Annotated in this window: 18 protein-coding genes and 1 CRISPR repeat array (1 of these 19 cut by a window edge); of the genes, 4 read left to right on the forward strand and 14 right to left on the reverse strand. The window is 42.0% G+C overall.

Translation table 11 applies throughout. The annotated features are described in order from the left end of the window. Positions 1 to 1,550: direct repeats of the CRISPR family, unit length 28 nt; unit sequence GTTCACTGCCACACAGGCAGCTCAGAAA (it extends 998 nt beyond the left edge of the window). A 47-nt stretch (positions 1,551 to 1,597) separates the two neighbouring features. From queG to ACWXWT_RS04530, 3 genes are all read right to left on the reverse strand, one after another. Then, complete coding sequence (gene queG, locus ACWXWT_RS04520; protein WP_456040422.1) at positions 1,598 to 2,827, reverse strand: tRNA epoxyqueuosine(34) reductase QueG; 1,230 nt, start codon at positions 2,825 to 2,827, stop codon at positions 1,598 to 1,600. Positions 2,828 to 2,867: 40 nt separating this feature from the next. Continuing rightward, positions 2,868 to 4,754: a diguanylate cyclase gene (locus tag ACWXWT_RS04525; RefSeq protein ID WP_456040423.1), complete on the reverse strand. Its 1,887-nt coding sequence runs from the start codon at positions 4,752 to 4,754 to the stop codon at positions 2,868 to 2,870. 248 nt (positions 4,755 to 5,002) lie between these two features. Then, on the reverse strand, positions 5,003 to 5,146 hold the full coding sequence (locus ACWXWT_RS04530; RefSeq protein WP_456040424.1) for a hypothetical protein: 144 nt from the start codon (positions 5,144 to 5,146) through the stop codon (positions 5,003 to 5,005). 196 nt (positions 5,147 to 5,342) lie between these two features. Here ACWXWT_RS04530 and ACWXWT_RS04535 point away from each other — a divergent pair, with 196 nt between their 5' ends. After that, positions 5,343 to 5,777, forward strand: coding sequence for a DUF3069 domain-containing protein (locus ACWXWT_RS04535; RefSeq protein WP_456040425.1), 435 nt, complete (start codon positions 5,343 to 5,345; stop codon positions 5,775 to 5,777). Between the two features lie 114 nt (positions 5,778 to 5,891). On the opposite strand, the gene ACWXWT_RS04540 is transcribed toward ACWXWT_RS04535, so the two are convergent. The 4 genes from ACWXWT_RS04540 to ACWXWT_RS04555 all read right to left on the reverse strand — a co-directional run bounded on the left by ACWXWT_RS04540 (position 5,892) and on the right by ACWXWT_RS04555 (position 10,721). Next, positions 5,892 to 7,580, reverse strand: coding sequence for an NAD-dependent malic enzyme (locus ACWXWT_RS04540; protein WP_456040426.1), 1,689 nt, complete (start codon positions 7,578 to 7,580; stop codon positions 5,892 to 5,894). Positions 7,581 to 7,851: 271 nt separating this feature from the next. Further along, positions 7,852 to 8,316, reverse strand: coding sequence for a DUF1456 family protein (locus tag ACWXWT_RS04545; RefSeq protein ID WP_456040427.1), 465 nt, complete (start codon positions 8,314 to 8,316; stop codon positions 7,852 to 7,854). 84 nt (positions 8,317 to 8,400) lie between these two features. Continuing rightward, positions 8,401 to 9,465, reverse strand: a complete 1,065-nt coding sequence (locus ACWXWT_RS04550) for a serine hydrolase domain-containing protein (protein WP_456040428.1) — start codon at positions 9,463 to 9,465, stop codon at positions 8,401 to 8,403. Beyond that, positions 9,462 to 10,721 (reverse strand): Nramp family divalent metal transporter, encoded by a 1,260-nt coding sequence (locus ACWXWT_RS04555; RefSeq protein WP_456040429.1) that lies wholly within the window; start codon positions 10,719 to 10,721, stop codon positions 9,462 to 9,464. The genes ACWXWT_RS04550 and ACWXWT_RS04555 overlap by 4 nt, the downstream gene beginning before the upstream one ends. A 449-nt stretch (positions 10,722 to 11,170) precedes the next feature. On the opposite strand from ACWXWT_RS04555, the gene ACWXWT_RS04560 reads away from it, so the two are divergent. Both ACWXWT_RS04560 and ACWXWT_RS04565 read left to right on the forward strand, forming a co-directional pair. Continuing rightward, positions 11,171 to 13,738, forward strand: a complete 2,568-nt coding sequence (locus ACWXWT_RS04560) for a TonB-dependent receptor (RefSeq protein ID WP_456040430.1) — start codon at positions 11,171 to 11,173, stop codon at positions 13,736 to 13,738. A 95-nt stretch (positions 13,739 to 13,833) separates the two neighbouring features. Next, positions 13,834 to 14,445: a glutathione S-transferase family protein gene (locus ACWXWT_RS04565; RefSeq protein WP_456040431.1), complete on the forward strand. Its 612-nt coding sequence runs from the start codon at positions 13,834 to 13,836 to the stop codon at positions 14,443 to 14,445. 50 nt (positions 14,446 to 14,495) lie between these two features. Here the strand turns inward: ACWXWT_RS04565 and ACWXWT_RS04570 are convergent, their stop codons facing one another. The 4 genes from ACWXWT_RS04570 to ACWXWT_RS04585 form a co-directional block, all read right to left on the reverse strand. Beyond that, positions 14,496 to 14,996 (reverse strand): DUF4447 family protein, encoded by a 501-nt coding sequence (locus tag ACWXWT_RS04570; RefSeq protein WP_456040432.1) that lies wholly within the window; start codon positions 14,994 to 14,996, stop codon positions 14,496 to 14,498. 89 nt (positions 14,997 to 15,085) lie between these two features. Further along, positions 15,086 to 15,487, reverse strand: coding sequence for an SMI1/KNR4 family protein (locus ACWXWT_RS04575; protein ID WP_456040433.1), 402 nt, complete (start codon positions 15,485 to 15,487; stop codon positions 15,086 to 15,088). Positions 15,488 to 15,608: 121 nt separating this feature from the next. Continuing rightward, a complete protein-coding gene (locus ACWXWT_RS04580; RefSeq protein ID WP_456040434.1) occupies positions 15,609 to 16,388 on the reverse strand; it encodes a RelA/SpoT domain-containing protein in 780 nt (259 codons plus the stop codon). A gap of 243 nt (positions 16,389 to 16,631) precedes the next feature. Beyond that, positions 16,632 to 18,719, reverse strand: coding sequence for a M13 family metallopeptidase (locus ACWXWT_RS04585; protein ID WP_456040435.1), 2,088 nt, complete (start codon positions 18,717 to 18,719; stop codon positions 16,632 to 16,634). Between the two features lie 329 nt (positions 18,720 to 19,048). Between ACWXWT_RS04585 and rsuA the strand changes: the two genes are divergently transcribed. Next, positions 19,049 to 19,738 carry a 16S rRNA pseudouridine(516) synthase RsuA gene (rsuA, locus tag ACWXWT_RS04590; protein ID WP_456040436.1) on the forward strand — a complete coding sequence of 230 codons (690 nt, stop codon included), beginning with the start codon at positions 19,049 to 19,051 and terminating at the stop codon, positions 19,736 to 19,738. 271 nt (positions 19,739 to 20,009) lie between these two features. On the opposite strand, the gene ACWXWT_RS04595 is transcribed toward rsuA, so the two are convergent. The 3 genes from ACWXWT_RS04595 to ACWXWT_RS04605 are packed head-to-tail and all read right to left on the reverse strand — an operon-like array spanning position 20,010 to position 22,050. Continuing rightward, positions 20,010 to 20,948 (reverse strand): DUF4097 family beta strand repeat-containing protein, encoded by a 939-nt coding sequence (locus tag ACWXWT_RS04595; RefSeq protein ID WP_456040437.1) that lies wholly within the window; start codon positions 20,946 to 20,948, stop codon positions 20,010 to 20,012. Continuing rightward, a complete protein-coding gene (locus tag ACWXWT_RS04600) occupies positions 20,945 to 21,511 on the reverse strand; it encodes a hypothetical protein (RefSeq protein ID WP_456040438.1) in 567 nt (188 codons plus the stop codon). Before ACWXWT_RS04600 ends, ACWXWT_RS04595 begins: the two co-directional genes overlap by 4 nt. Next, positions 21,508 to 22,050 (reverse strand): RNA polymerase sigma factor, encoded by a 543-nt coding sequence (locus ACWXWT_RS04605; protein WP_456040445.1) that lies wholly within the window; start codon positions 22,048 to 22,050, stop codon positions 21,508 to 21,510. Before ACWXWT_RS04605 ends, ACWXWT_RS04600 begins: the two co-directional genes overlap by 4 nt. Between the last annotated feature and the right edge of the window lie 50 nt (positions 22,051 to 22,100).

Here is a 22,100-nt window from a genome sequence, read left to right on the forward strand (position 1 = left end):
TAGTGCCATCTTTAAGCGTGATGTTCACTGCCACACAGGCAGCTCAGAAAATAATCGAATTGCTTATTGCTAGAGTCGTAAAGTTCACTGCCACACAGGCAGCTCAGAAATTGCATTTGTTTGAACCCTGGGAAGATGGCCAGTTCACTGCCACACAGGCAGCTCAGAAAATCAACTCCAGCAAAAAACCTGCCTGACTCTGGTTCACTGCCACACAGGCAGCTCAGAAACCATCCCAAAGCGCAGAAAAGAACCCCGTCACGTTCACTGCCACACAGGCAGCTCAGAAAATACAGGCGAGAGGTGATCATGAGCAAGAAAGGTTCACTGCCACACAGGCAGCTCAGAAAAGTCTGAGCAATACCAACTTCGCTAGGACTAGGTTCACTGCCACACAGGCAGCTCAGAAAAAGACGGATGATTAGGGGATATGCCGGTTGTTGTTCACTGCCACACAGGCAGCTCAGAAACCAGACAACGATACTTTCTAGGCCGCTAAAGAGTTCACTGCCACACAGGCAGCTCAGAAATTTATTCCAAGAGCTACCAAATATTGGAAACAGTTCACTGCCACACAGGCAGCTCAGAAACACTGATAAGGCCCACTTGCTAGGTGCGCCTTGTTCACTGCCACACAGGCAGCTCAGAAAGCAACCAGCGCACCGATACCAGCCGCAGCCGCGTTCACTGCCACACAGGCAGCTCAGAAATTAGCGACTTAACTTACAAGGAGGGGACTTGGGTTCACTGCCACACAGGCAGCTCAGAAATAAGCACAGAAAGATAAACATGCCACTTAAAAGTTCACTGCCACACAGGCAGCTCAGAAAATTACCGACGGCGGCGCGTTCGATGTTGTCAAGTTCACTGCCACACAGGCAGCTCAGAAATTGAATCAAGCGCGTCTTGCGCAAAATTACTGGTTCACTGCCACACAGGCAGCTCAGAAATTAGCCATTCAGGTAGGTGTTTGTATGGGTATGTTCACTGCCACACAGGCAGCTCAGAAAACGAGTTGTAGCTTGCGCTAACATTGCATTGTGTTCACTGCCACACAGGCAGCTCAGAAAGTATAAGCTGGGCTAGCCTGTGGCGTTAAAGCGTTCACTGCCACACAGGCAGCTCAGAAATAACTGTCTCGGCCTCCGGCCGCCCTGCGGGGGTTCACTGCCACACAGGCAGCTCAGAAAATAAGCAGCATTGCCGGGGTGAATGCGTGGCGGTTCACTGCCACACAGGCAGCTCAGAAAATGAGCAAGCAAGCAGCAACAATCGCGGCCGCATTCACTGCCACACAGGCAGCTCAGAAAACCTGTCGCAACGGTAACGTAAGCAGGTAAATGTTCACTGCCACACAGGCAGCTCAGAAAAACCGGTTGTAATACCACTCACCATTGGTTTGGTTCACTGCCACACAGGCAGCTCAGAAAATTCACGTCTATGAATGTTTTGTATTTCATCAGTTCACTGCCACACTGGCAGCTCAGAAAAATCAAGTACAGCTACTTCTTTGTAAGAAATAGTTCACTGCCACACAGGTAGCTCAGAAAAATACTGATGTTTAATTTGATTGGTGTATGTTCTTCACAAAAGGCTGTTAAGCGTCTCTTGGTAACCCCTTTTGTATTGAGCGGATAACCCGTTGAGTTTTACGTGAAAGCGCCGACTGTGGCGCTTTTTGTATTTGTTGTGCTAATGCCCATTCAATATGTTCAAGTACCATATCATCCACTTCTTCACTGTTTTTGCGTTGCTCTAACGCAGTCATAATGGCCGGATTAGCTGGGGCATTACCTAATGCAATTGCGATATTACGTAACCAACGTTTGTGGCCAATTCGTCTAATTGCACTGCCTTCTGTTTGGCGGAGAAAATATGTTTCAGACCACGCAAATAAGGTTAATAAATCGGGTTGAATAAGTGCACTGCGAGTATGGAAGTCTGTCTCTTGGGTTAGTGGTGCTTTAGCATTGACTGGGCACACTAGCTGGCAGTCATCACAGCCATAAATACGATTGCCTATAAGCGGACGAAACGCTTCTGGGATAGCGCCTTGCAATTCTATTGTTAAATATGAAATGCAGCGTCTTGCATCGACAATATAGGGTTCTATGATGGCATCTGTTGGGCATGATTTTATACACGCAACACACGTATTGCAGCCTTCTTCAATAGGGATGTCTAATGGTAACGGTAGGTTAATTAATAACTCGCCGAGAAAAAACCAACTGCCTGCGTCAGGGTGTAAAATTAACGAGTGTTTGCCTGTCCAGCCTAGTCCCGCTTTGTCGGCTAATGGACGCTCTAAAATAGGGGCTGAGTCTACAAAAGGTCTAAAATCGGTACCGTTAAAGTCGAGTTGTTGGCAATATTGGTTAATTTTATCACCGAGCTTTTTAAGCCGTTGACGGATTAATTTATGATAATCCCGCCCACCTGCGTAACGAGAAATATAACCAAGATTGGGGTCGGTTAAGTTACTGGCAAAGCCCGCATCTGGCGGTAAATAGTCCATCCGTGCACAAATAACTCTTAAGGTTCCTGGGTGCAATTCAGCTGGTCTAGCACGCATCATTCCATGGCTGGCCATGTAATTCATTTCACCGTGATAACCTTTATCTAACCAGTCCTGTAGTCCTGCTTCGTGTTGGCTTAGGTCAATATCCGCAACACCAATATGCGCAAAGCCAAGTTCTTTACCCCATAGTTTGATTTGTCTATGGAGTACATCCAGCTGCGCTGCGGTCAACGGACATGGCTCACTTGTTGATTGGGTTTCTTGATCAGAAACAAGAGCCGGAGTTGATGTTGGAGTCGTTGCTGTCATAACACTTTCATTGAGTAAACACGCAGAAATTATACTCGTTTTACTCTGCTTTGACACAGTTTCGACCAGCATCCTTGGCAGAATAGAGTGCTTTATCTGCTTTGAGTAACAATGGTGATAGATCTTGTTCGTTGCTATAGCTTGCGACACCTGCGCTGATGGTCAGGTGCAGCCCTGCTGAAATTTGAGTCCAATCATATTTTGCAACGGTTTCCACTAGGCGATTAGCCATTTCAATCGCTTTTGCTTTAGTGATGTTAGGCAATAATACTAAAAACTCTTCTCCTCCGACACGTCCTACAACGTCGTCATCGCGCATCATGTTTGTGCTAATGGATGCCAGTGTAATGAGCACTTTATCACCGATATCATGGCCGAATTCGTCGTTAATTAATTTAAAGTGATCGGCATCAAATGAAATGAGCGAAAACGGGGTTGCAGATTGTTGTGCAAATGCTAAAAAGTGACTTCCTTGAAAATAGGTGTCACGCCTATTAGCGAGTTTTGTGAGCTCATCGGTGAGCGCTAAGTACCTAAAGAGTCGTTTTCGCATCACTTGTTTGTAGGCGAATATGGAAACAATTAACAAAATAATCGCGACTAAAGCGATAATGACTATTTGCATATTTCGATTGTGTTGCAAGATATCTAGTTGCCGTTCTTTGTCTTTATCTCGTTTGATAAGCCATTCATTTTCAGTTTTAATTTTGTCGGTGTCGAAACGGGTTTGCATTTCCGAATTGCGATCGGAAAAAACTTGTTTGTCGAGCGCTAAATGAGATTCTACAAACCGTGCCAGTGTTTCATATGCCAATTGCCACTGTTGAGACAATTGGTATATTTTGCTTTTGAGTTGTAATGCTTGATTGAGTCCACGGACGTTACCGTTGGCGTTAAACACTTGTTCTGCTTTAGCGATTGCAGCCATTGCTTGTTCAACATCCTTTTGCTGATAATGCACTTCTGCTAAAAATAACTCCATGTAGCTATAACTGTCATCATTTTCTGGCGTGATAAGTGTATTAGCTTGTTGTAGTAACGCTTTGGCCTCTGTAAGCCGATGAAGGCTGATTAAATTGCTCGCAATACTAATTGACGTATCTGCCGCGGCAATCGGATCATTTTGTGCTAACCAAAAGTCGCGAGTTTTGTTGTAGCGTTGAATCGCATCTTCATAACGTTCGAGTTTTTCTAGTGACAGTGCTATTTGGTTATTGGTTTGATTGGCTTCAAACAGTTGTTTGTTATGTATGAAGTTTTGTTCGAGTTTTATTTGATACTTCAATGCCGTTTTGGCATCGCCAAAGCGGCGATAACTGTTTGCTAGTTCGCCTAGATTGACATTAGCCCAATAATGTAACTTTAACGAATCGTACAAATGTTGTGCGGTGATAAGATCTTCAAGTGCGGCAGAAAAATTACCTAAATAAGAGAGTATTGAGCCTCGAATGCTGTGCCCGTCTGCAATTAAACGAGTGTCTTCAAGTAGGTATGCATTACTTATGGCTGTATCTAGCCCTGCAAATAACGCGTCATTTTTTCCAAGTAAATGCCAATACCACGCCTTGCAATATTGCAGGTCGATATTGATTAATGATGGGGTGGACGGGTTATATTTCTGCAGGTATTTGTCTGCGTAGCTCACCGCTGCGTTAATTTGTTCTGGTGTATCAGTTGGTAAACTCCAGCAGTTAAGGCGAATATAGAGCTTTTGCCTAATACTGTCGTTAGCCGATAAGCTACTTTTATACTCATCTAATAACTTGCGGTTATCTTCATCAGATATAAAGTGACCGCTATCGAATAAGGTGAAAATTTCATCTGCTCGTTGATTTTCTATTGGACTTGCATAAGCGAGGCAAGATATTCCTACGGCAAACACGAGGATGAGGACACGGATAATGTGATGTAATGTTGAAATAGGCAAGGCTGCATTAACTCGATATATTATTCAAATGTTTCAATTCTTGTAGCCTACTGATTTTGGCTTTAACAATTTTATGCTGACATTATCACCCTTTATTGTGTTTAAAGACATTTATCTTATTCAAGCTTGTGAGCTATTGTGAGTATTTTGTTTGAATAAGTTGACAAATTTGCATTCATTTAGCGACACAGGTATAAAGACGCCTTTAAAGATAAGCGAGATAGCAATACGACAAAGTGTGACGCAAATTATCGCATTGACTGTGTTATGGCGTTGTCGGTCAGATGGCTATAATGATGATTCATTTCCATTAGGCCATCGTATTGTTTCTTCGCTGCCGCGACGTTTATAAACCAAGGTGATGGTTGGCAAATACGGTGCGTGTCATCCATTGTGGTGGCCTCAAAAGTAGCCTATACACGTGCAGCGAGTTATCGACATCATATTAAAGATGTGTTGGCTGGTGCAGTTATTAGGATTTTTAGCTGGCTAGTTTTTACCGACCCTTTTAAAGGGATTAGCATTATTCCTATTGCCCCATAAACACGTACAGCGTGTACATGAGTGGCTGATTGTAGAGAGAAAACCATGGCAAAAGTTGACCCGCAGTACCAAGACGTTGCAAAGCAAATTTCGTATAATGTAGCCAATAAAGTGCTGCCGATGGACAAGTTACCTGAAACATTGCTTGAGGCCTATGAAGGCTTATTTACCGAACTGATTGAAGATAAAGCCAATGGCTTTGCACAGGCTTGGGATGCATTGCCAGCCAGTGCGCAAAAATTGATGACAAAAGCTGAATTTCACGGTTTTTATATTGCCAATGCATGGATGCAATTAAGTCGTGTTGCGCAAGAAATTGCTGATAGCGCAGACTCTGAAGAAGAGATGAATAATAACGAATATGATGGTGTATTTGGACGTCTTGCGGAACAGTCTTTGAGAGAGTGTGTGCGTAAGCTTAAAAAAGCCCGTACCGATCGCCCATTACTGAATAGCTTTAGGTTAGTGATGTCGGCATAAATTGACAGTTATTGCTGAAACAAAAATCCCAACACATGTTGGGATTTTTTGTGGCCAAAGCACAAGCTAAATTATGTTAAATCATTGCTTAATACTTTATTGAACATATTCATTTTAGAATGAGGTCCGTTTGTAACGACGGTATTCAGGTTCCCAGAAGTTGGCTTCAATCGATTGTTGTAGAAGCTCGTCGGTACAAGGTAAGGCTAAACCTTGAACAATTGCGGCTTTAGCAACCGCAAACGCAATGTATTTGCTGACCGTTTGAATGTCTTCGAGTGGCGGAAGCAATGAACCAGTGCCATTTTTACCCAATGGTGAGCATTCTGCTAGAGCACGGCTAGATGCCATTAACATTTCGTCGGACACGCGCCTTGCACCACAAGATAATACTCCTAAGCCAATACCAGGAAAGATAAAACTATTATTACACTGTGCTATTTCAAAGGTTTCATCATTGATAACCACAGCTTCAAACGGACTACCTGTTGCCACTAAAGCCTGGCCAGATGTCCAATGTAAAATATCTTTAGGCGTTGCTTCTACGCGGCTGGTGGGGTTCGATAATGGGAATACAATTGGGCGTTTGCAATGACTGTGCATGGCCTTAATGATTTCTTCGGTAAACAGCCCTGGAGAACCAGATACCCCAATAAGTATGGTTGGCTTGGCATTATTAACCACATCAAGTAACGAAATATTGTCACTGTAATTGTCCCATTTTTCAATGGTGTCGCATGGTTGCGCCAATTTCTGTTGGAAAGGGAGTAGGTTTGGCATGTTATCGAGTAATAAGCCCCAACGATCAACCATGAATACTTGTGAACGTGCTTGTTGATCGCTAATACCTTCTGACACCATTTGTGCCACTATCGCTTCAGCAATACCACAACCGGCACTGCCTGCACCTAAGAAAGTAATGCGTTGTTCGCTGAGTTTGCTGTTAGCAGCTTTACATGCGGCCAGTAGCGAACCGACAGTGACAGCAGCAGTGCCTTGAATATCGTCGTTAAAACTACAGTATTGATCTTTATAACGCTCAAGTAATGGCATAGCATTTTTTTGAGCAAAATCTTCAAACTGAATTAATGCATCTGGCCAGCGACGGCTGACAGCTTGCATAAACTCTTCTACAAATTCAGTATATTCTTCGCCGCCAATACGCTGATGACGCCAACCCATGTACATTGGATCTTCCAATAAGTGTGGATTGTCAGTGCCTACATCTAAGGTCACCGCAAGGCAATACGCAGGGCTTATGCCACCACAACTCGTGTATAGCGATAATTTTCCAATCGGGATCCCCATGCCACCAATACCTTGATCACCCAAACCAAGAATACGTTCGCCGTCAGTGACAACAATCACTTTGACTTTTTGGCGAGTAGAGTTGTTTAAAATATCATCAACCCGATCTTTGTTAGGATACGAAATAAATAGCCCACGGTTACGACGATAATTTTTAGAAAAGCGTTCACACGCTAGGCCAACCGTAGGGGTATAGATAATTGGCATCATCTCACTGATGTTATTACGCACTAAACGATAAAATAATGTTTCGTTAGTATCTTGAATATTACGTAAATAGATGTGCTTATCGAGATCATTGGTGAAGTTTTTAAATTGTGCGTATGCACGTGAAGCTTGTTCATCAATGGTTTCAATAACCCAAGGGATGAGACCTTCAAGGTTGAAAAATACCCGTTCTTCTTCACTAAATGCGCTGCCTTTATTCAGCAGTGGTGATTCTAGAATGGCTGGGCCGGCAAAAGGAAGATATAGGGGGCGTTTGTTATCGTCCATGGGGAACCTTAATGTGTTAGATCCAGTTAGATCGTTATGAGAATAGGGCTGGTTTTTTATGATGGTAGATTATCACGTCTGATCTTTTTTGTGGTCTGTTAAGTGGGTTAAATCACACTATTGTTAGGTATTTTAATTCATGTCTCATTTTGGGTGGTTGGTATGTTGCTTATTGTCTCATTAAATATAAAAGTACCATGTTTAATTAGAAACAAAAATGCGCAGTCTAAGCTACGCATTAATAAAGTATTATCTTACATCTTGGCGAGTTTTACTTACCGCGATGTTTGATTGATAAACCCTTAACGAAGTTTCTTAACACTTGGTCGCCACACGGTTTATAGTTTTTATGATCAGGATTACGGAATAGCGCACCTAGCTCAGACTTAGTCATTGAAAAATCTGCTAAGGCTAGCGTGGCAATAATATCTTCTTCACGCATTTCAAGCGCGACACGTAATTTTTTAAACATAAGGTTGTTGGTCAATTGCTTTAGCGGTGTAGGTACTTCTGTTCCTGGTTTTAAGCCACGGTTATTGATGATCAAACCATCTAAAAACTGACACATTAAGGTGTCATTACATGCTTGGTAACCTTCTTCGTCCTCTTTTTTTAACAACGCAATAATTTGCTCTGTAGACATATCTACATTTGCTTGGCTGAAAATATTAATCATTTTGGCATTTGAATAATCAAACACAAAGCGAATACGGCGAAGAATATCATTGTTAATCATAAGGTTCTCTGGCGCGGCGGCGCATAAATAGTTTAGGTCAATTGACTGAGCGATATTATAACGGGTAATCATCCATTCGTCAGATTATTCGTATGCGGTTAATTGTGTTCTTACTGCTTGGCGGATCTTGTCGTGTAAGCCAAAAACACGATCGATATCATCCAAATCCCATGAGGTGTTTTCTAATATCACAACGGTTAATTGCGATTGTGGGTAATAGAGCATTAAGCTGATGTACCCAGGAATATACCCTGAATGGCTGTATTCAACTAAGCCATCTTGATGGCTTATTTGCAAACCATAACCATAGCCTGTATCTCCCCATCGATGTTGCCTTACCGTACTTGCATGGGTCATAGCTTGATAGCTTGCAGTAGATAAAAATTGACCTTGATGCAGACCGTTTACAAACGCCACAACACCAACACTACTGGCCTGCATACCGCCAAATGCAATAAAGTCATTGTTTACTGTAAAGTCAGTTAATTGCGTGTGCTGTTGTTGTTGCTCGGTATAACCATTAACTAAGCGTTTTTGCTTGGCGTGAAGCTGTGCAATTGAACCGGTATTAGCATGGATATCAAGTTGATTTTTTTTGGTAAACTGATTAACCAATTGCGCATAGGGTTGTTGGTAAACCTGAGCCAATATATCGCCAAGTAATTTATAGCCATAGTTTGAGTAACTAAACTGGCTGGCAGGTATAAATTGAGACCCAGCATTAATACTTGGTGATTTCGGTGGTGTTATCCCTGAGGTGTGATTTAACAGTTGGCTTATCTTAACTGGATGCACGGGGATGATATCAAGATAATTTGTGATGCTATCGGTTAACGCTAACTTTTTTTGGTCCACGGCCTGTAATACAAGGGTGGCTGTGACCGTTTTAGAAATAGACCCAATCATAAATATGCTGTCGGGGTCGATGTCGGAACCTGCTTGGTAATTAACATAACGGGTAGTATTGTTGCTAATGACAATACTACCGCTAAAAGGTCTTGAATCGTTATCGATGATGGTTTGCACATCATTTGCCGTTAACTCAAATGCACTGAGCTGAAACGACATTAAGGTGACACTTAATGCCAATAAGCAACAGGTGATTTTTGGTAATTCAGTTAAACGGCTAAATAATGCTGATGTGATCATTTGGTGAAATACCAATATATAAACAAGATGGCAAAGCCAACTAAGTACAATAAACCTATCAATGATAACCCGACCATTATTGGGCCATAACGATGTTTAGCATCGAGCGTATTACTGGTCATTAAGCGGTAATTCAACCAAGCAAAAATGACCGTTGTCATGAAAGCTAATATCATCACAAATTCTAATAGCGGAAGTAATGCGCCTTTAAAGAATAAAATCAGTAATAGGCCTAAGGCGCTAATGGTCAGCATTACCTGAGTTAAATAACTGCGTGGTGAAGTATTGTTAGACAGTAATCTCCAGCCCATATCTAAGGTTCGGCTGTAACCATCGATTACAGTGACAGTGGTACTGAAAATACATAGAAACGCCACAAGACCGATTAAATAACGGCTTTCATGGCCCATAACTTGGCTATAAAGGGTGATCAATTGTGACGCGAATAATGCGCCAGAATTGGAGAAACGCTCACCGCTGCCATGCATTACTAATGCGCCCAAAGCTAAGAACACAATCGCCAGTAATGCAGTGGTGACATAACCTAAATTAAAGTCAAAAATAGCCTGTTTGGCCGTGACGGTTTGTGTTTTACGTTTTTCAATTAACCATAGTGAGTTCCATGTACTCACTTCAATTGGCGCAGGCATCCACCCCATCATTGCCACTAAAAAACCGACATACGCCCATTGCCAAGGTGACTCACTTGTCGCAGGAGCGGCTAAACCTGTGTGATGATTAAACGCCAGTGCGACGGCAATTAATGTGGTTAATGTTAACGCCAACATAATGATTTTTGTCAGTTTATCGAGCAATTTATAATGACCGAAAATCAATAGTGCTAATGAACTTAGCAACACAATGAGTGCTAATACATCAATGGATAATGGTACAAATTGGGTCAGCATGGCTGCCGTTAACATACATACCCCTGCGGTACTGGCAATCGCGGCAATTACGTTAAGGCCCGTAAATAACATTAAATATCCACGACCTTGTTTTTGATAACCCTGTAACAGGCTCTCATCGGTCGCGGCGGTATAACGTGCGCCAGCCGCAAAAAATGGATACTTAACCAAGTTTACTAATAAAATAAGCCAAGCTAATTGCCAACCAAACTCTGCACCTGCACGTGTTGAGGCTACTAAATGTGATGCGCCAATTGCCGCGGCAGCCATCAGAACACCTGGGCCAGTCGCTTTTAAAAGCGTGCTCACTTGAGACAAATAGGGGGTTGTGAGGTGTTGATTGTGCATAATGTATAGCAAAGGCCTATTGTGGAGGATTTGAGGTAAATGTATGTTCGATACGCCGTAGTGTGCTGTTCATTCATATGTTGGAGATATTTAATTACTAAGTATCAATATTTCTGCTGTCAGTTGTTACTTATTTTTTGCCACTGAAAATTGATTTTGCTGTAAACCGTATTGCTTAACTACATGAGCATGAACCATTAAAGGCGCAATAGTCTCTCTTGTGTTATGAATTATCATATCTGCATATTCAAGGCATTTAAATTCATTTTTCTTAAGTATTTATTCTTGATTAAGTCGTTAGTTGCATTTACATTACGTGATTGTGTTGACTTTGTTAAATTTTGACCTAGGTTGGTGGTGTTAATCCAACAAAGTACTAGGCGGTATAGATTTACAGCAGTTTGCAGTAGTCATGGATATAAAACAATAAATTAACGTTAAGGATGATCATGAAAAAAACTTACCTTTTACGCAGCGCATGTGCGCTTGCCGTATCAATGTCTCTTGCCCCTGTTGCCTTTGTTGCTCAAGCCGCTGATGCCGGTGCAGCCTCAAAAGTTGAAAGAATTGAAGTGACGGGTTCTCGTATCAAACGGACGGATATTGAAGGACCTTCACCAATACAGTCTTTAAATAAAGACGATATTGCTAATATGGGTTTTGATAACCTACAACAATTACTTGAACGTATGCCAGCAAACGGTTCTGGGGCATTCTCAACTCGCGGAAACAGCCAAGACTCTACCGCTAACGGTGGTGCATCGATCAGTTTACGTGGCTTAGGTCCTGATGCGACCTTAGTGCTAATCAATGGTCGCCGCGTTGGGGCAAGTGCTTTTGCTGAAGGCATTTCGAACTCTTTTGTTGATATCAATAATATCCCTGTGTCGGCCATTGAACGTATTGATATTCTAAAAGATGGTGCATCGGCTATTTATGGTTCTGATGCGATTGCCGGTGTGGTCAATATTGTACTAAGAAAAGATATCGATGGTATCGAGTTAAGCTTAGGCTATGGTGATGCAAGTGGCACAGGTTATGATGAAACCACAGCCAGCTTAGTTTGGGGTGTAAAAGCAGACAAAGGCAGCGCGTCTATTATTCTTGACTATTTCACTAACGGTACATTGTCTGCTGACGAAATGGGCCGTTTTGGTACGGCTAATCAATCACCTTATGGTGGCGAAGATTATCGTTCATCTCGTGGTTTCCCTGGCTATTTTTATGTGGATGGGGTGAAAACTATTGACCCTGACTGTCCGGCTGAACGTGCTACGTCAAGTGGCAGTTGTGTGTTTGATTATGGTCCATATAACTTAACCATTCCAACATCTGAACGTGTCGGTGCTATTGGTCAGTTTGAATATATTTTAGGTGATGATTTAACAGCATTTTTAGAACTTTCATTACAACATAATACCTCTGAAGCTGGTGGCGCGCCAACGCCATTAGATGAAGATGCAGGCTTAACGGTTCCTGGTACTCATCCAGATAACCCATGGGGGCAAGACATTGATATCGGTCGTTATCGTACCGTTGATGCAGGCGCACGTCGTTGGGATATCGAATCAGACACCATGCGTGTAGTCGCGGGACTTCGCGGCGTCATCAACAATTGGGATTGGGAAGTGTCTGTTCAACGTGGCCGTAGTGAATCAACTCAAACCGGTGACCGTTCGCAAGGTTGGGTAAGAACGGATTACTTGCAAGCCGAAATTGATGCAGGTAATTATAATCCATTTGGCGGCACTATTAACTCGCAAGAGGTGATCGACCGCATTACCACAAGCTTGGTGAGACAAGGTGAATCTCATATCACGGCTTATGATGCCAGTATTTCTGGCCAGGCATTTACGATTGCCGGTCGCGATATCATGATGGCTGCTGGTGCTGAATACCGTGAAGAAGATGTGAGTGATGTGCCTGATGAACAATTCCAACGAGGATTGATTTTTGGTACTGAGGCGATATCTGCATTCGGTTCTCGCGATCAACACGCTGCCTATGTTGAGTTTTCAATCCCAGTGACAGACAGCTTTGAACTACAACTAGCTGGTCGTTATGACAGCTACAGTGATTTTGGCTCTACCACCAATCCTAAAGTGGCGTTTCTGTGGGGAATCAATGAAGAATTGACTGCCCGTGGTTCATGGTCGACCGGATTCCGTGCTCCTTCTTTGGCTCAAATTGGCCTTGGTCCATCTGAAAAAAGTGACTTTTTGGTGGACAGTTATCGTTGTGCTGCTGATAACGTAGACTGTGAATTATTGGATTATAATTTTATATTTGCGGGTAACCCTAACTTAGAAGCGGAAGAGTCTGAGACTTGGAACGTGGGTATGATTTGGGCGCCAAGCCAGCAGTTTGATATCGGGTTTGACTTCTACAATATCTTACAAGATAACAAAATCGATTCGCTGCAAAACCAAGATGTTTATGATGAAAACTGTAATGATCAAAATAGCACTATCTGTTTACGTAACGCACCACAAGCGGGAGAAACATTTGGCACGATCGATGTTATTCAGTCAGCTTTCGTCAACATTGGTTCACAGGAAGTTCAAGGTGTTGATTTATCGGCTCATTACGGTCTTGATTTAAACAGCTACGGCAGTGTTAAGTTTGGGGTAGAGTACAGTTACTTAATCAGCTTTGAAAAAGAAATCGATGGCGAGACGATTGATTACACGGGTGAATACGAGTATCCACAGCACCGCTGGTTAGCCACAAGCAATTGGAACATGGACGACTTTGCCGCTAACGTAAACTTAAGCTACATTGGCGAGTTTGAAGACTACAACAAAACCCGTACTGTTGATGCACAGTTGTTAGTTGATATGTCTGGTTCATATCGCTTTAATGACACGGTTAAGTTATCTGTAGGTGTTAATAACGTGTTTGACGAAGAGCCATCATTTGCGATTGGTGACGGTGATGCTGATTTATACGGCTATGCAATGGGTGTACATAATCCATTAGGTCGTTATATTTATACTAAAGTCACAATGAATTTCTAATGACAACGTCATAAGATAGAAATAGCCACATTCACTTAAGTGCAATGTGGCTTTTTTTATTTTCATTTTCTTCATTTAATAAAATAAGAGGCTTCATGATCACATTATACGGAACTCAAAAAAGTCGTGCGCTGCGTGTGTCTTGGCTTTTAGAAGAATTAGGCGTTGAATGGCAATTTCATTTTATTGATCTTGCCAAAGGTGAAAATAAAAGTGAGGCCTTTTTAGCGCTTAATCCCAGCGGCAAAATGCCAGTGTTGACCGATGGTGATTTTGTGTTAACCGAGTCAGCAGCCATTATGCGTTACTTAGCGGAAAAGTATGGGCGAGGCCATTGGTTGCCTAAATCGGGTACTCAAGAGTCTGGTATTCATGAACGCTGGGTAAGCTTTGTGATTAGCGAACTTGAACAGCCACTTTGGAGCATGGGTAAACATCGTTTTGCACTGCCTAAAGAACTGCGTGTAGAAGCCATGTTTGCAGTCGCCACATGGGAGCTTAAACAGGCAATGGCCATTGCTGAAAATTGGATACCCGAGTTTGGGTATGTTTGCGGCAGTGAGCCTACTGTTGCCGATATTTTATTAACTCAAACCTTAGGATGGGCATTAGGGTTCGAACAACCAATTTCAGCTAAATTATCAGCATATCGCGATAGAGTTAAAGTGCGCCCAGCATTGGCCGCAGCATTAGCTAAAACGGCATGATGAGGATAAAAAAGGAAGCGCTAGGCTTCCTTTCTTTGGTCAATGTTTGGCTACAGTTGAGTCGCAGCCCATTTAGCACGACTTTCACGGCTTTCGCTCATGCCGTTATCTGCACGATAAGTTTTATAGGCTTCAGCGTCTAATGCCACTAGGCTAACATCCACTTCAAGTACCAATTTACATTCTTTTTTAATACGCCAAGCAGCAGTATTATACAGTTCAGTTAATGGTAATGAGCTTAAAAACTCAGGGTTGTACTGGGTGTAAACCGCTTGGGTTGGGTATACCACAAATGCTAAACGGCGTTTAGGCTCTTTTTTAAAGAGCTCTTCAATACCATCAGTTGTGTTAAGTACTTGCATTTCGATAATGTCATCGATATCAAGTAGCTTTTTTTGTGCAGGCACAGGTGCAATGTTTTTGCCCGCTTCCCATGCTAACACTTCGTCGTTATTGACATTAGTGAGTTGAGCGGTTTGTTCGGTGGTTAACCCCAAAGATACACGTAAACATTGCATCTCAATGGCATTTAAGCCGGTATTTTTAGACATAATAATTCTCTTAGTTAACGATTAACGGCTGTGCTTTATACCAATCTCATTAAATATCTGGTCAGTTCACATATTTAATAGGATTGGTATTATTGTTGAAGCCAAACATCTTCAATCCAATCCCACAGTGACTCCCAACCTTCTTCGTTAAAATCACCATCTTGCCAAAATTGCACTTCGCCTTCTTCATTAATGCAATAAAAACCATCGCCAACCTGGCAAATTGCAATTTGTTCACGCGGCATACCAATTGACCAAGCGTAGCTGGTCACTTCAGGTAGGTAGGTGTGCGAGTGTGGATCGGCCACCGTAACGGGCTCAATGGTGCCATAAATGACATCACTGGCATGTAATAGGAATTCTTTCAAATCATTGGGTAAACCAATAAGGATTTGCTCTTCAACTTCTACAAGTTGTTCAAATGTTGGCAGTTCAAGCGGGACCGGTACGGTTTCGCTTAATTCTTGCAATTGGTCGATAATTTCGTTCATAACATTGTCCGGCTGGAAACTCTTGGGCGCGAGTATAGCAGAAGTGTTTGATGGTGCGTTTCTCTGGTCAAAAAAAAGCGCTCAAATGAGCGCCAAAGGGTGTGTAATACTATTGGTGTAGTTAGGCGGCGTGTATTTGTGTTGGATACACGCTTTGACGTTTATAGTTTAACCACGCTTTATGATATTGCTTATGTGAGTCTTGGCGTAATTTGATAATACTTGCCTGTTCTATATCATTTAATGGTCTTGCCTGTGTTTGTGCTTGTAACTCTATTGCTTGAATTTGTTCATAAACTTGATGTTCCGGGCCATTTTTAATATCAGCAATATCATTTAAATGAAACTGAACCTCAACCACCATCTGGCTTTGCGGCAGTTTAATTAATACGTTTAAGTCACGATAACCAGAGGTTTTAGGTTGCGCAAACCGATTTTTAAGTTGAATTATATCTGTGTGTTTGCGCAATTGTTCATAGCTGTTGAGTAGGCTATTTACATCATTTGCTACCACACTTGCCCGCGCAATATCGGTTAATTGACTTGCATCACCATTAAATTTTAATTGCACTTTTTGGGCGGCTCGTGGGTAGCTTTTGGTTGCAGGAATGATAGCGGCGGTATTACTGATTTGGTTAATATAAGTGAGTAAATCGATAAGCTCTTGCTGGGCTTGTGGCGCTCGGCCCATTAATGCGTGCAAGTCGCTGGTGTCTTGATGCGCTGGGGTGGTACTTTGCTCGTTTAGTGTGATCAATTGATCAATATCATTATAGGACTTTTGACTGAAATCAGATGGCCCAGATAACTTGTTATATTTAACATCATTAGGTTGAGCAATTGCGCCACGAGTTGACAGTAAAACTAAAAAGATAAAAAAAGTACGAAACAACTTATTCATTGAATAGCTCCAGCGATGTGTCTGTAAAATCACTGTACCGTTTTTTGGCTGAATAGGGGCTGAATGAACAAGGTTTAATGTGATTAGTATTGTGTAGGGTGATGAAGATCAATGTTTGGATGAGGATAAAAAACGCATGTCAAACAATCCTTTGTCTTGTGCATAAAAAATGGCAAGCTGGATAATGATCAAGCTTGCCATTTTGGCGTTATATTGTTGTTTCTTATTCCAAATTTAGATTTATTACCAAATTTTTACACGTTTTTCAGGCGCGATATACATCTTGTCGCCTTCTTTCACGTCATAAGTGCTATAAAACTCAGGCATGTTAGATAACGCACCTAATGCACGGAAGTGGCCTGGTGAATGTGGATCAGTCGCTACACGGTTACGTAAAGCTTCTTCTTTCATCTTCACCCGCCAAATTTGGGTAAAGCCCATAAAGAAACGTTGGTCGCCAGTTAGTCCGTCAATGATCGGTGCTTCTTTACCGTTGAGTGACATTTGGTAAGCTTTGTAGGCAATCGTCACACCCGATAAATCACCAATGTTTTCGCCAAGTGTTAAGCTGCCGTTTACATGTAGATCATCAAATACTTGATAACCATCGTATTGTGCAATTAACGCTTTGCCTTTTGATTCGAATGCTTTTAGATCCGATTCAGTCCACCAATCACGCATGTTGCCGTCACCGTCAAATTTAGCGCCTTGATCATCAAATCCATGGCCCATTTCGTGTCCAATCACCGCACCAATACCGCCATAGTTTACTGCATCGTCAGCTTCTAGGTTAAAGAATGGTGGTTGTAAAATGGCCGCAGGGAACACAATTTCGTTCATGGTTGGGTTGTAATAAGCATTGACCGTTTGTGGGGTCATGTGCCACTCATCTTTGTCGATAGGTTGGCCTAGCTTAGCGAGGTTTTTATTATGTTCAACAATTGCAGCACGCTTAGCATTACCCACTAAATCATCGGCTTTAATGGTCAGCTTACTGTAATCAGCCCATTTGTTTGGGTAACCAATTTTGGGGTTGAATTTAGCTAACTTTTCTTTTGCCGCCACTTTAGTGTCGGCACTCATCCAGTCTAGCGAGTCAACACTTGTGCTATAAGCACCACGTAAGTTTTCAACTAATTGTTCCATGCGAGTTTTAGCTTCTGGGGCAAAATGACGTTTAACGTATACTTTACCAACGACTTCGCCTAATGTGCCGCTTACCGTACTAACACCACGTTTCCAGCGAGGCTCTTGTTCTTCTTGACCATTTAAGGTTTTAGAGAAAAACTCAAAGTTTTCGTTGTCTAATGCTTCAGATAAATTGCTGGCATTGTGGGTCAATGTCATCCAAGTCATGTAGTTTTTCCAAGTATCAAGGTCGTTATTTTTAAGCACCTCGTTTAAGCCTTGGATATAGCTTGGTTGGTTGATAATAATTTCAGTTTGCTTGTCGCCACCTAATGCAGCTAAATAACCGTCCCAATTAATTTCTGAGGCCAGCTCTGGCAGATTGTTAACTTGGTAAAGGTTGTACGTTTTGGTGCTGTCGCGAGTTTCTACCACATCCCAATGCTTTTCGGCAATTTGAGTTTCAAGGGCAAGAATGGCTTCAGCATTTGCTTCTGCATTTGGTAAGCCTGCAAGGTTGTACATTTTTTCGATGTGTTCAACAAATGCTTTACGGATGTTTACGAAGCGTTCTTCCTGATTAAAGTAGTAATCTTTCTCAGGAAGACTTAAACCGTATTGCCAAATATGCATGGCGTAACGAGTTGAATCTTTTGCATCAACGTCAACATAGAAGGCCAGTGGAGTACCGCCACCATTTGCTTGGTTTTCACCAAAGAATGCGGTTAATTCTTTTTTATCTTTTAACGCCGCGATTTTGGCTAAATCAGCCTGAATAGGCGCAACACCTAATTTATTTAAGGTTTCAACGTCCATGAATGAGCGATATAAGTCAGCAACTTTTTGTTCGTCAGTTCCATCTGCAAGGTTTGGTGTAGCGCTTAAGTCTTCAATGATGGCTTTAACGTCATCACGTGCATTTTCGCGCAAGTCGTAAAATGCGCCTATGTTGGTACGGTCGCCGGGAATGGTTGCATTTTTCATCCATGTGCCGTTTACATACATGTAAAAATCGTCTTGTGGGCGAACAGACTTATCGATGTTGTCAAAGTTGATACCAGACGTTAGAGCTTGCGTTACTGCCGTTGCTGTGGCTGTTTTTGCAACGTCAACAGCAGGTGCAACGACGGCCTTGTCGTCACTACAAGCACTTAAACCTGCAATCAATGAGGCGCATAAACCGCCAATAACCAATTTTTTCATGTTGTTTCCTTTGCTTTTATTTAAGGCGCCTCAAGAGCGGGCGTGCGAGCATATTGTATTTTTATCATGCAGTTGGTCGCGGAGATCTGATTATCATTAGGTATTTCAACGCTACACAGATACTCAATAAAGCCAACGCTTTTTTTGTGACAACCATGTTAAAGCCTTACTATGCTAGAAAACAAGGCGATTTTGTTCATTTTGCATCGAGTTTTCGTGACGATATGTAACCAAAAATTACTGTACACACCAAAAAGATCACTTCTTGATTTCTATTTAAGTGTGTAACCAGCATAATAGCGCCACTATTTTTAGATTGAGTGCTCATTGTGCGTTTAGACAAATTTATCTGTGAAAGTACCGAATTAACTCGTTCGCTGGCCAAAAAAGCCCTGCATCGTGGTGATGTCACTTGTGATGGTGTGGTGGTTAAGGACTCTGGTTTTAAGGTGTTGCCGCAAATGGATGTGCGCTTAGAGGGACAGACTATTAACATAGTGGGTGAGCGCTATGTGATGATGAACAAACCCGTCGATACTATTTGTTCAACCATTGATGAACAATATCCTTCAGTATTGAGCTTAATGGATATTGAAAAAGTGGACACTTTACACATTGCAGGGCGATTAGATGCTGACACCACTGGTTTGGTGCTGATTACGAGTGATGGCAAATGGTCACATAAAATCACGTCACCGAAAAAAGATTGCGGTAAACGTTATCTTGTTGAATTGGCCGACCCTATTGATGACAGTTTAGTGCAAGTGTTTGTTGATGGCATTGAATTACGTAATGAAGATGGCCTAACTAAACCGGCTATATTAGACATTATTGATGCTACTCACGTGAGATTAACAATTACCGAAGGTAAGTATCATCAAGTTAAACGTATGTTTGCTGCGGTAGGAAATAAAGTGGTTAATTTACATCGTGAAGCCGTCGGTAGCATTGAATTAGACAGTGATTTAGCCCCTGGGGAATGGCGCTTGTTAACTGACGCTGAAGTTGCATCCGTGTAAAGAGGTATCATACCAAGTGCGTTAAGCGCGCCTCATGCTTTCAGGTCAAATTACTTTACTCTTTGTCGCCCGCTCGACGTAAGAATAGCGATAACTTGATTGTGATGGATATGATTAAATAAGCTCAACTCGGGATAATAAATGACAAGTTTGATATAAAAATTGGCCGAATATTGTCAGTTTACCTTGCATATTCCACCTCTTAACCCAAGTTGAGTTAACTAACAAAAATGCCCAGTGAATGCTGGGTATTTTTCTATTAACATTGAGCTTATTGAGTTAGGTTAATTCGTCCACTAATGGTGTTGATGTTCATTTTTCCTGCGCCTGATTGAGTGTTAAATTGCAAGTTTTTAACGGGCGAGTATTTTTGTTTTATCGGTTTATCATCCGTCAACTGATTATTAATTATTCCACCAGGGCCACCGTCAATCATAAAGCTGAGGTTAGGTTCTGCACTAAACGTTAAGGTTATATCTCCACTAATGCTTTCTAGTCTTGCTTTGGTGATATCGGCCCCTAGGGTTAGTTTTGCATCGCCACTAATAGTGACCACATTGAGTTCGGTTACCATAGGCATTGAAGCATTAATATTGCCCGACACTTGGTCTATGGTTAAGCGGTTAAACGCGCTATTGCTGTTAAGTTGTCCACTCACCAAACGTAGCTCAGCGTCACCTTGGCTGTTGTTGTCGGTGATATTACCTGAAACGGTTTCAAGGTTAATTTTTCCGTTTAATTCGGTGCTTATTATATTGCCCGATACCGTTGTTAGTGTGGTTTCACCCACTATGTTATTGGCTTTGATACTCCCACTGACTAATGCTAGTGCGACTTGGCCATTGAGTTGTGACAGTTTGTAATGGGCAGATACGCCTTCAGCGTCTAACGTGAGCTGCTTGGGTAAATAGATCGTCAGTTGTGAGCCTTGCTGATTGTTACCTTGATAGCTGCGTGGAAGTTTATCTTCAATAACAACCGTATTGCCTTTTACCTCAAATAATAATCCTTGGCTAAGTTCATCTAGCTGGCCTTTTATTTGAATACTATTGTTGTCCCAGCTTATTAATTGAATGTTACCCCGTTGTACTTTTACGCTAACGTTAGGATTTTCTGCAACATTTTGCTGCTGTTCAACAGGTGCAATGGCCATCGCAAAAGCACTGAGGGCCATCAGTGGTGCAATTAATATGTACTTTATTACGTTCATAGTGTGTTTCCTTGTGATGGACCTATTTGAATAGAAGGTATTCTTTGACCTTGTTGTAACAGTGTTATTTGACGCTGCATGATCCAACGCCATAGTTGCCATAATTGTTGATTAGTCGGTTGTTGCTTTAACGCTGCTTTTACTTGGGCTGAAGCATTATCAAGTTCGGTTAGTGCTGTGCTTATATCATTTTGAATTTGTTTATTGTTGTGAGTGTTTGATTGCCAGCTGACTGTGTATTGATTGCGGCTAAACCCACTAAGTTGAATTTGGTGAGTGTGGTCTATTTGGTCGATCAGTTGGGTTAAATTTTGGTCGGTTTCAAGTGGTATGTCTGTTGTTTGTACTAATAAGGGGTTATTAGCGTAAAAAAAACTCAACGATAATGTTGAACACACCACAAGGCTGGCGGCTATGGCCCATACCGGCCACTTTGACGGCGTGGCGTTTATTGGTTGCGATGTTAATTGCGGCTTAATTGTCACCCATAAGTCTTTTTGGGGCACCATTTCGGATGGCAGGGTGTCGAGTAAGCTGTCTAGGTCATGCTTTGGTTGAGTCATGCAAGCATCTCCTGTAATAATTTTTTTGCATTATGATACTGCGCTTTACTGGTGCCTTCGGCAATATTGAGTAGCGAGGCTATTTCATTATGTTGATAACCTTCAATTGCACATAACACAAACACGATGCGGGTTCGATGCGGTAATCTCACGATGCATTGGTCGAGTAAATGATAATTATCTAAGGCCACAGTGGGCATGTTGTTGTGTTCAATATGCTCTTCTGGCAAAAAACGGCGCCATAGTGATTGCTGAGCTTTTAAATCATTGATGGCTTGGCGAACGCAAAGTCGATGTAACCAAGTCGTAAACTGGCTATCACCTTTAAATAAAGTCAATTTATGCCATAAGCGTATAAAGCACGCCTGAGTCATGTCATCAGCCAAACTTGATTGACCACTTAATCTAAAACAGATTGCATACACCCGTTGATGATGGCGGCGATACAGTTGTTCAAATGCCTGTTGACAGCCCGTTACAGCAATAGCGACGAGTTGATTGTCGTCAAGTGCTGTTAAGTGACTTAAAGACGTCGAAATTGGCTGATTGATAGTTTCATCCTTAATGTCAAAATCTGTCTATTATGATG

This window comes from Shewanella sp. A22 (assembly GCF_053850585.1).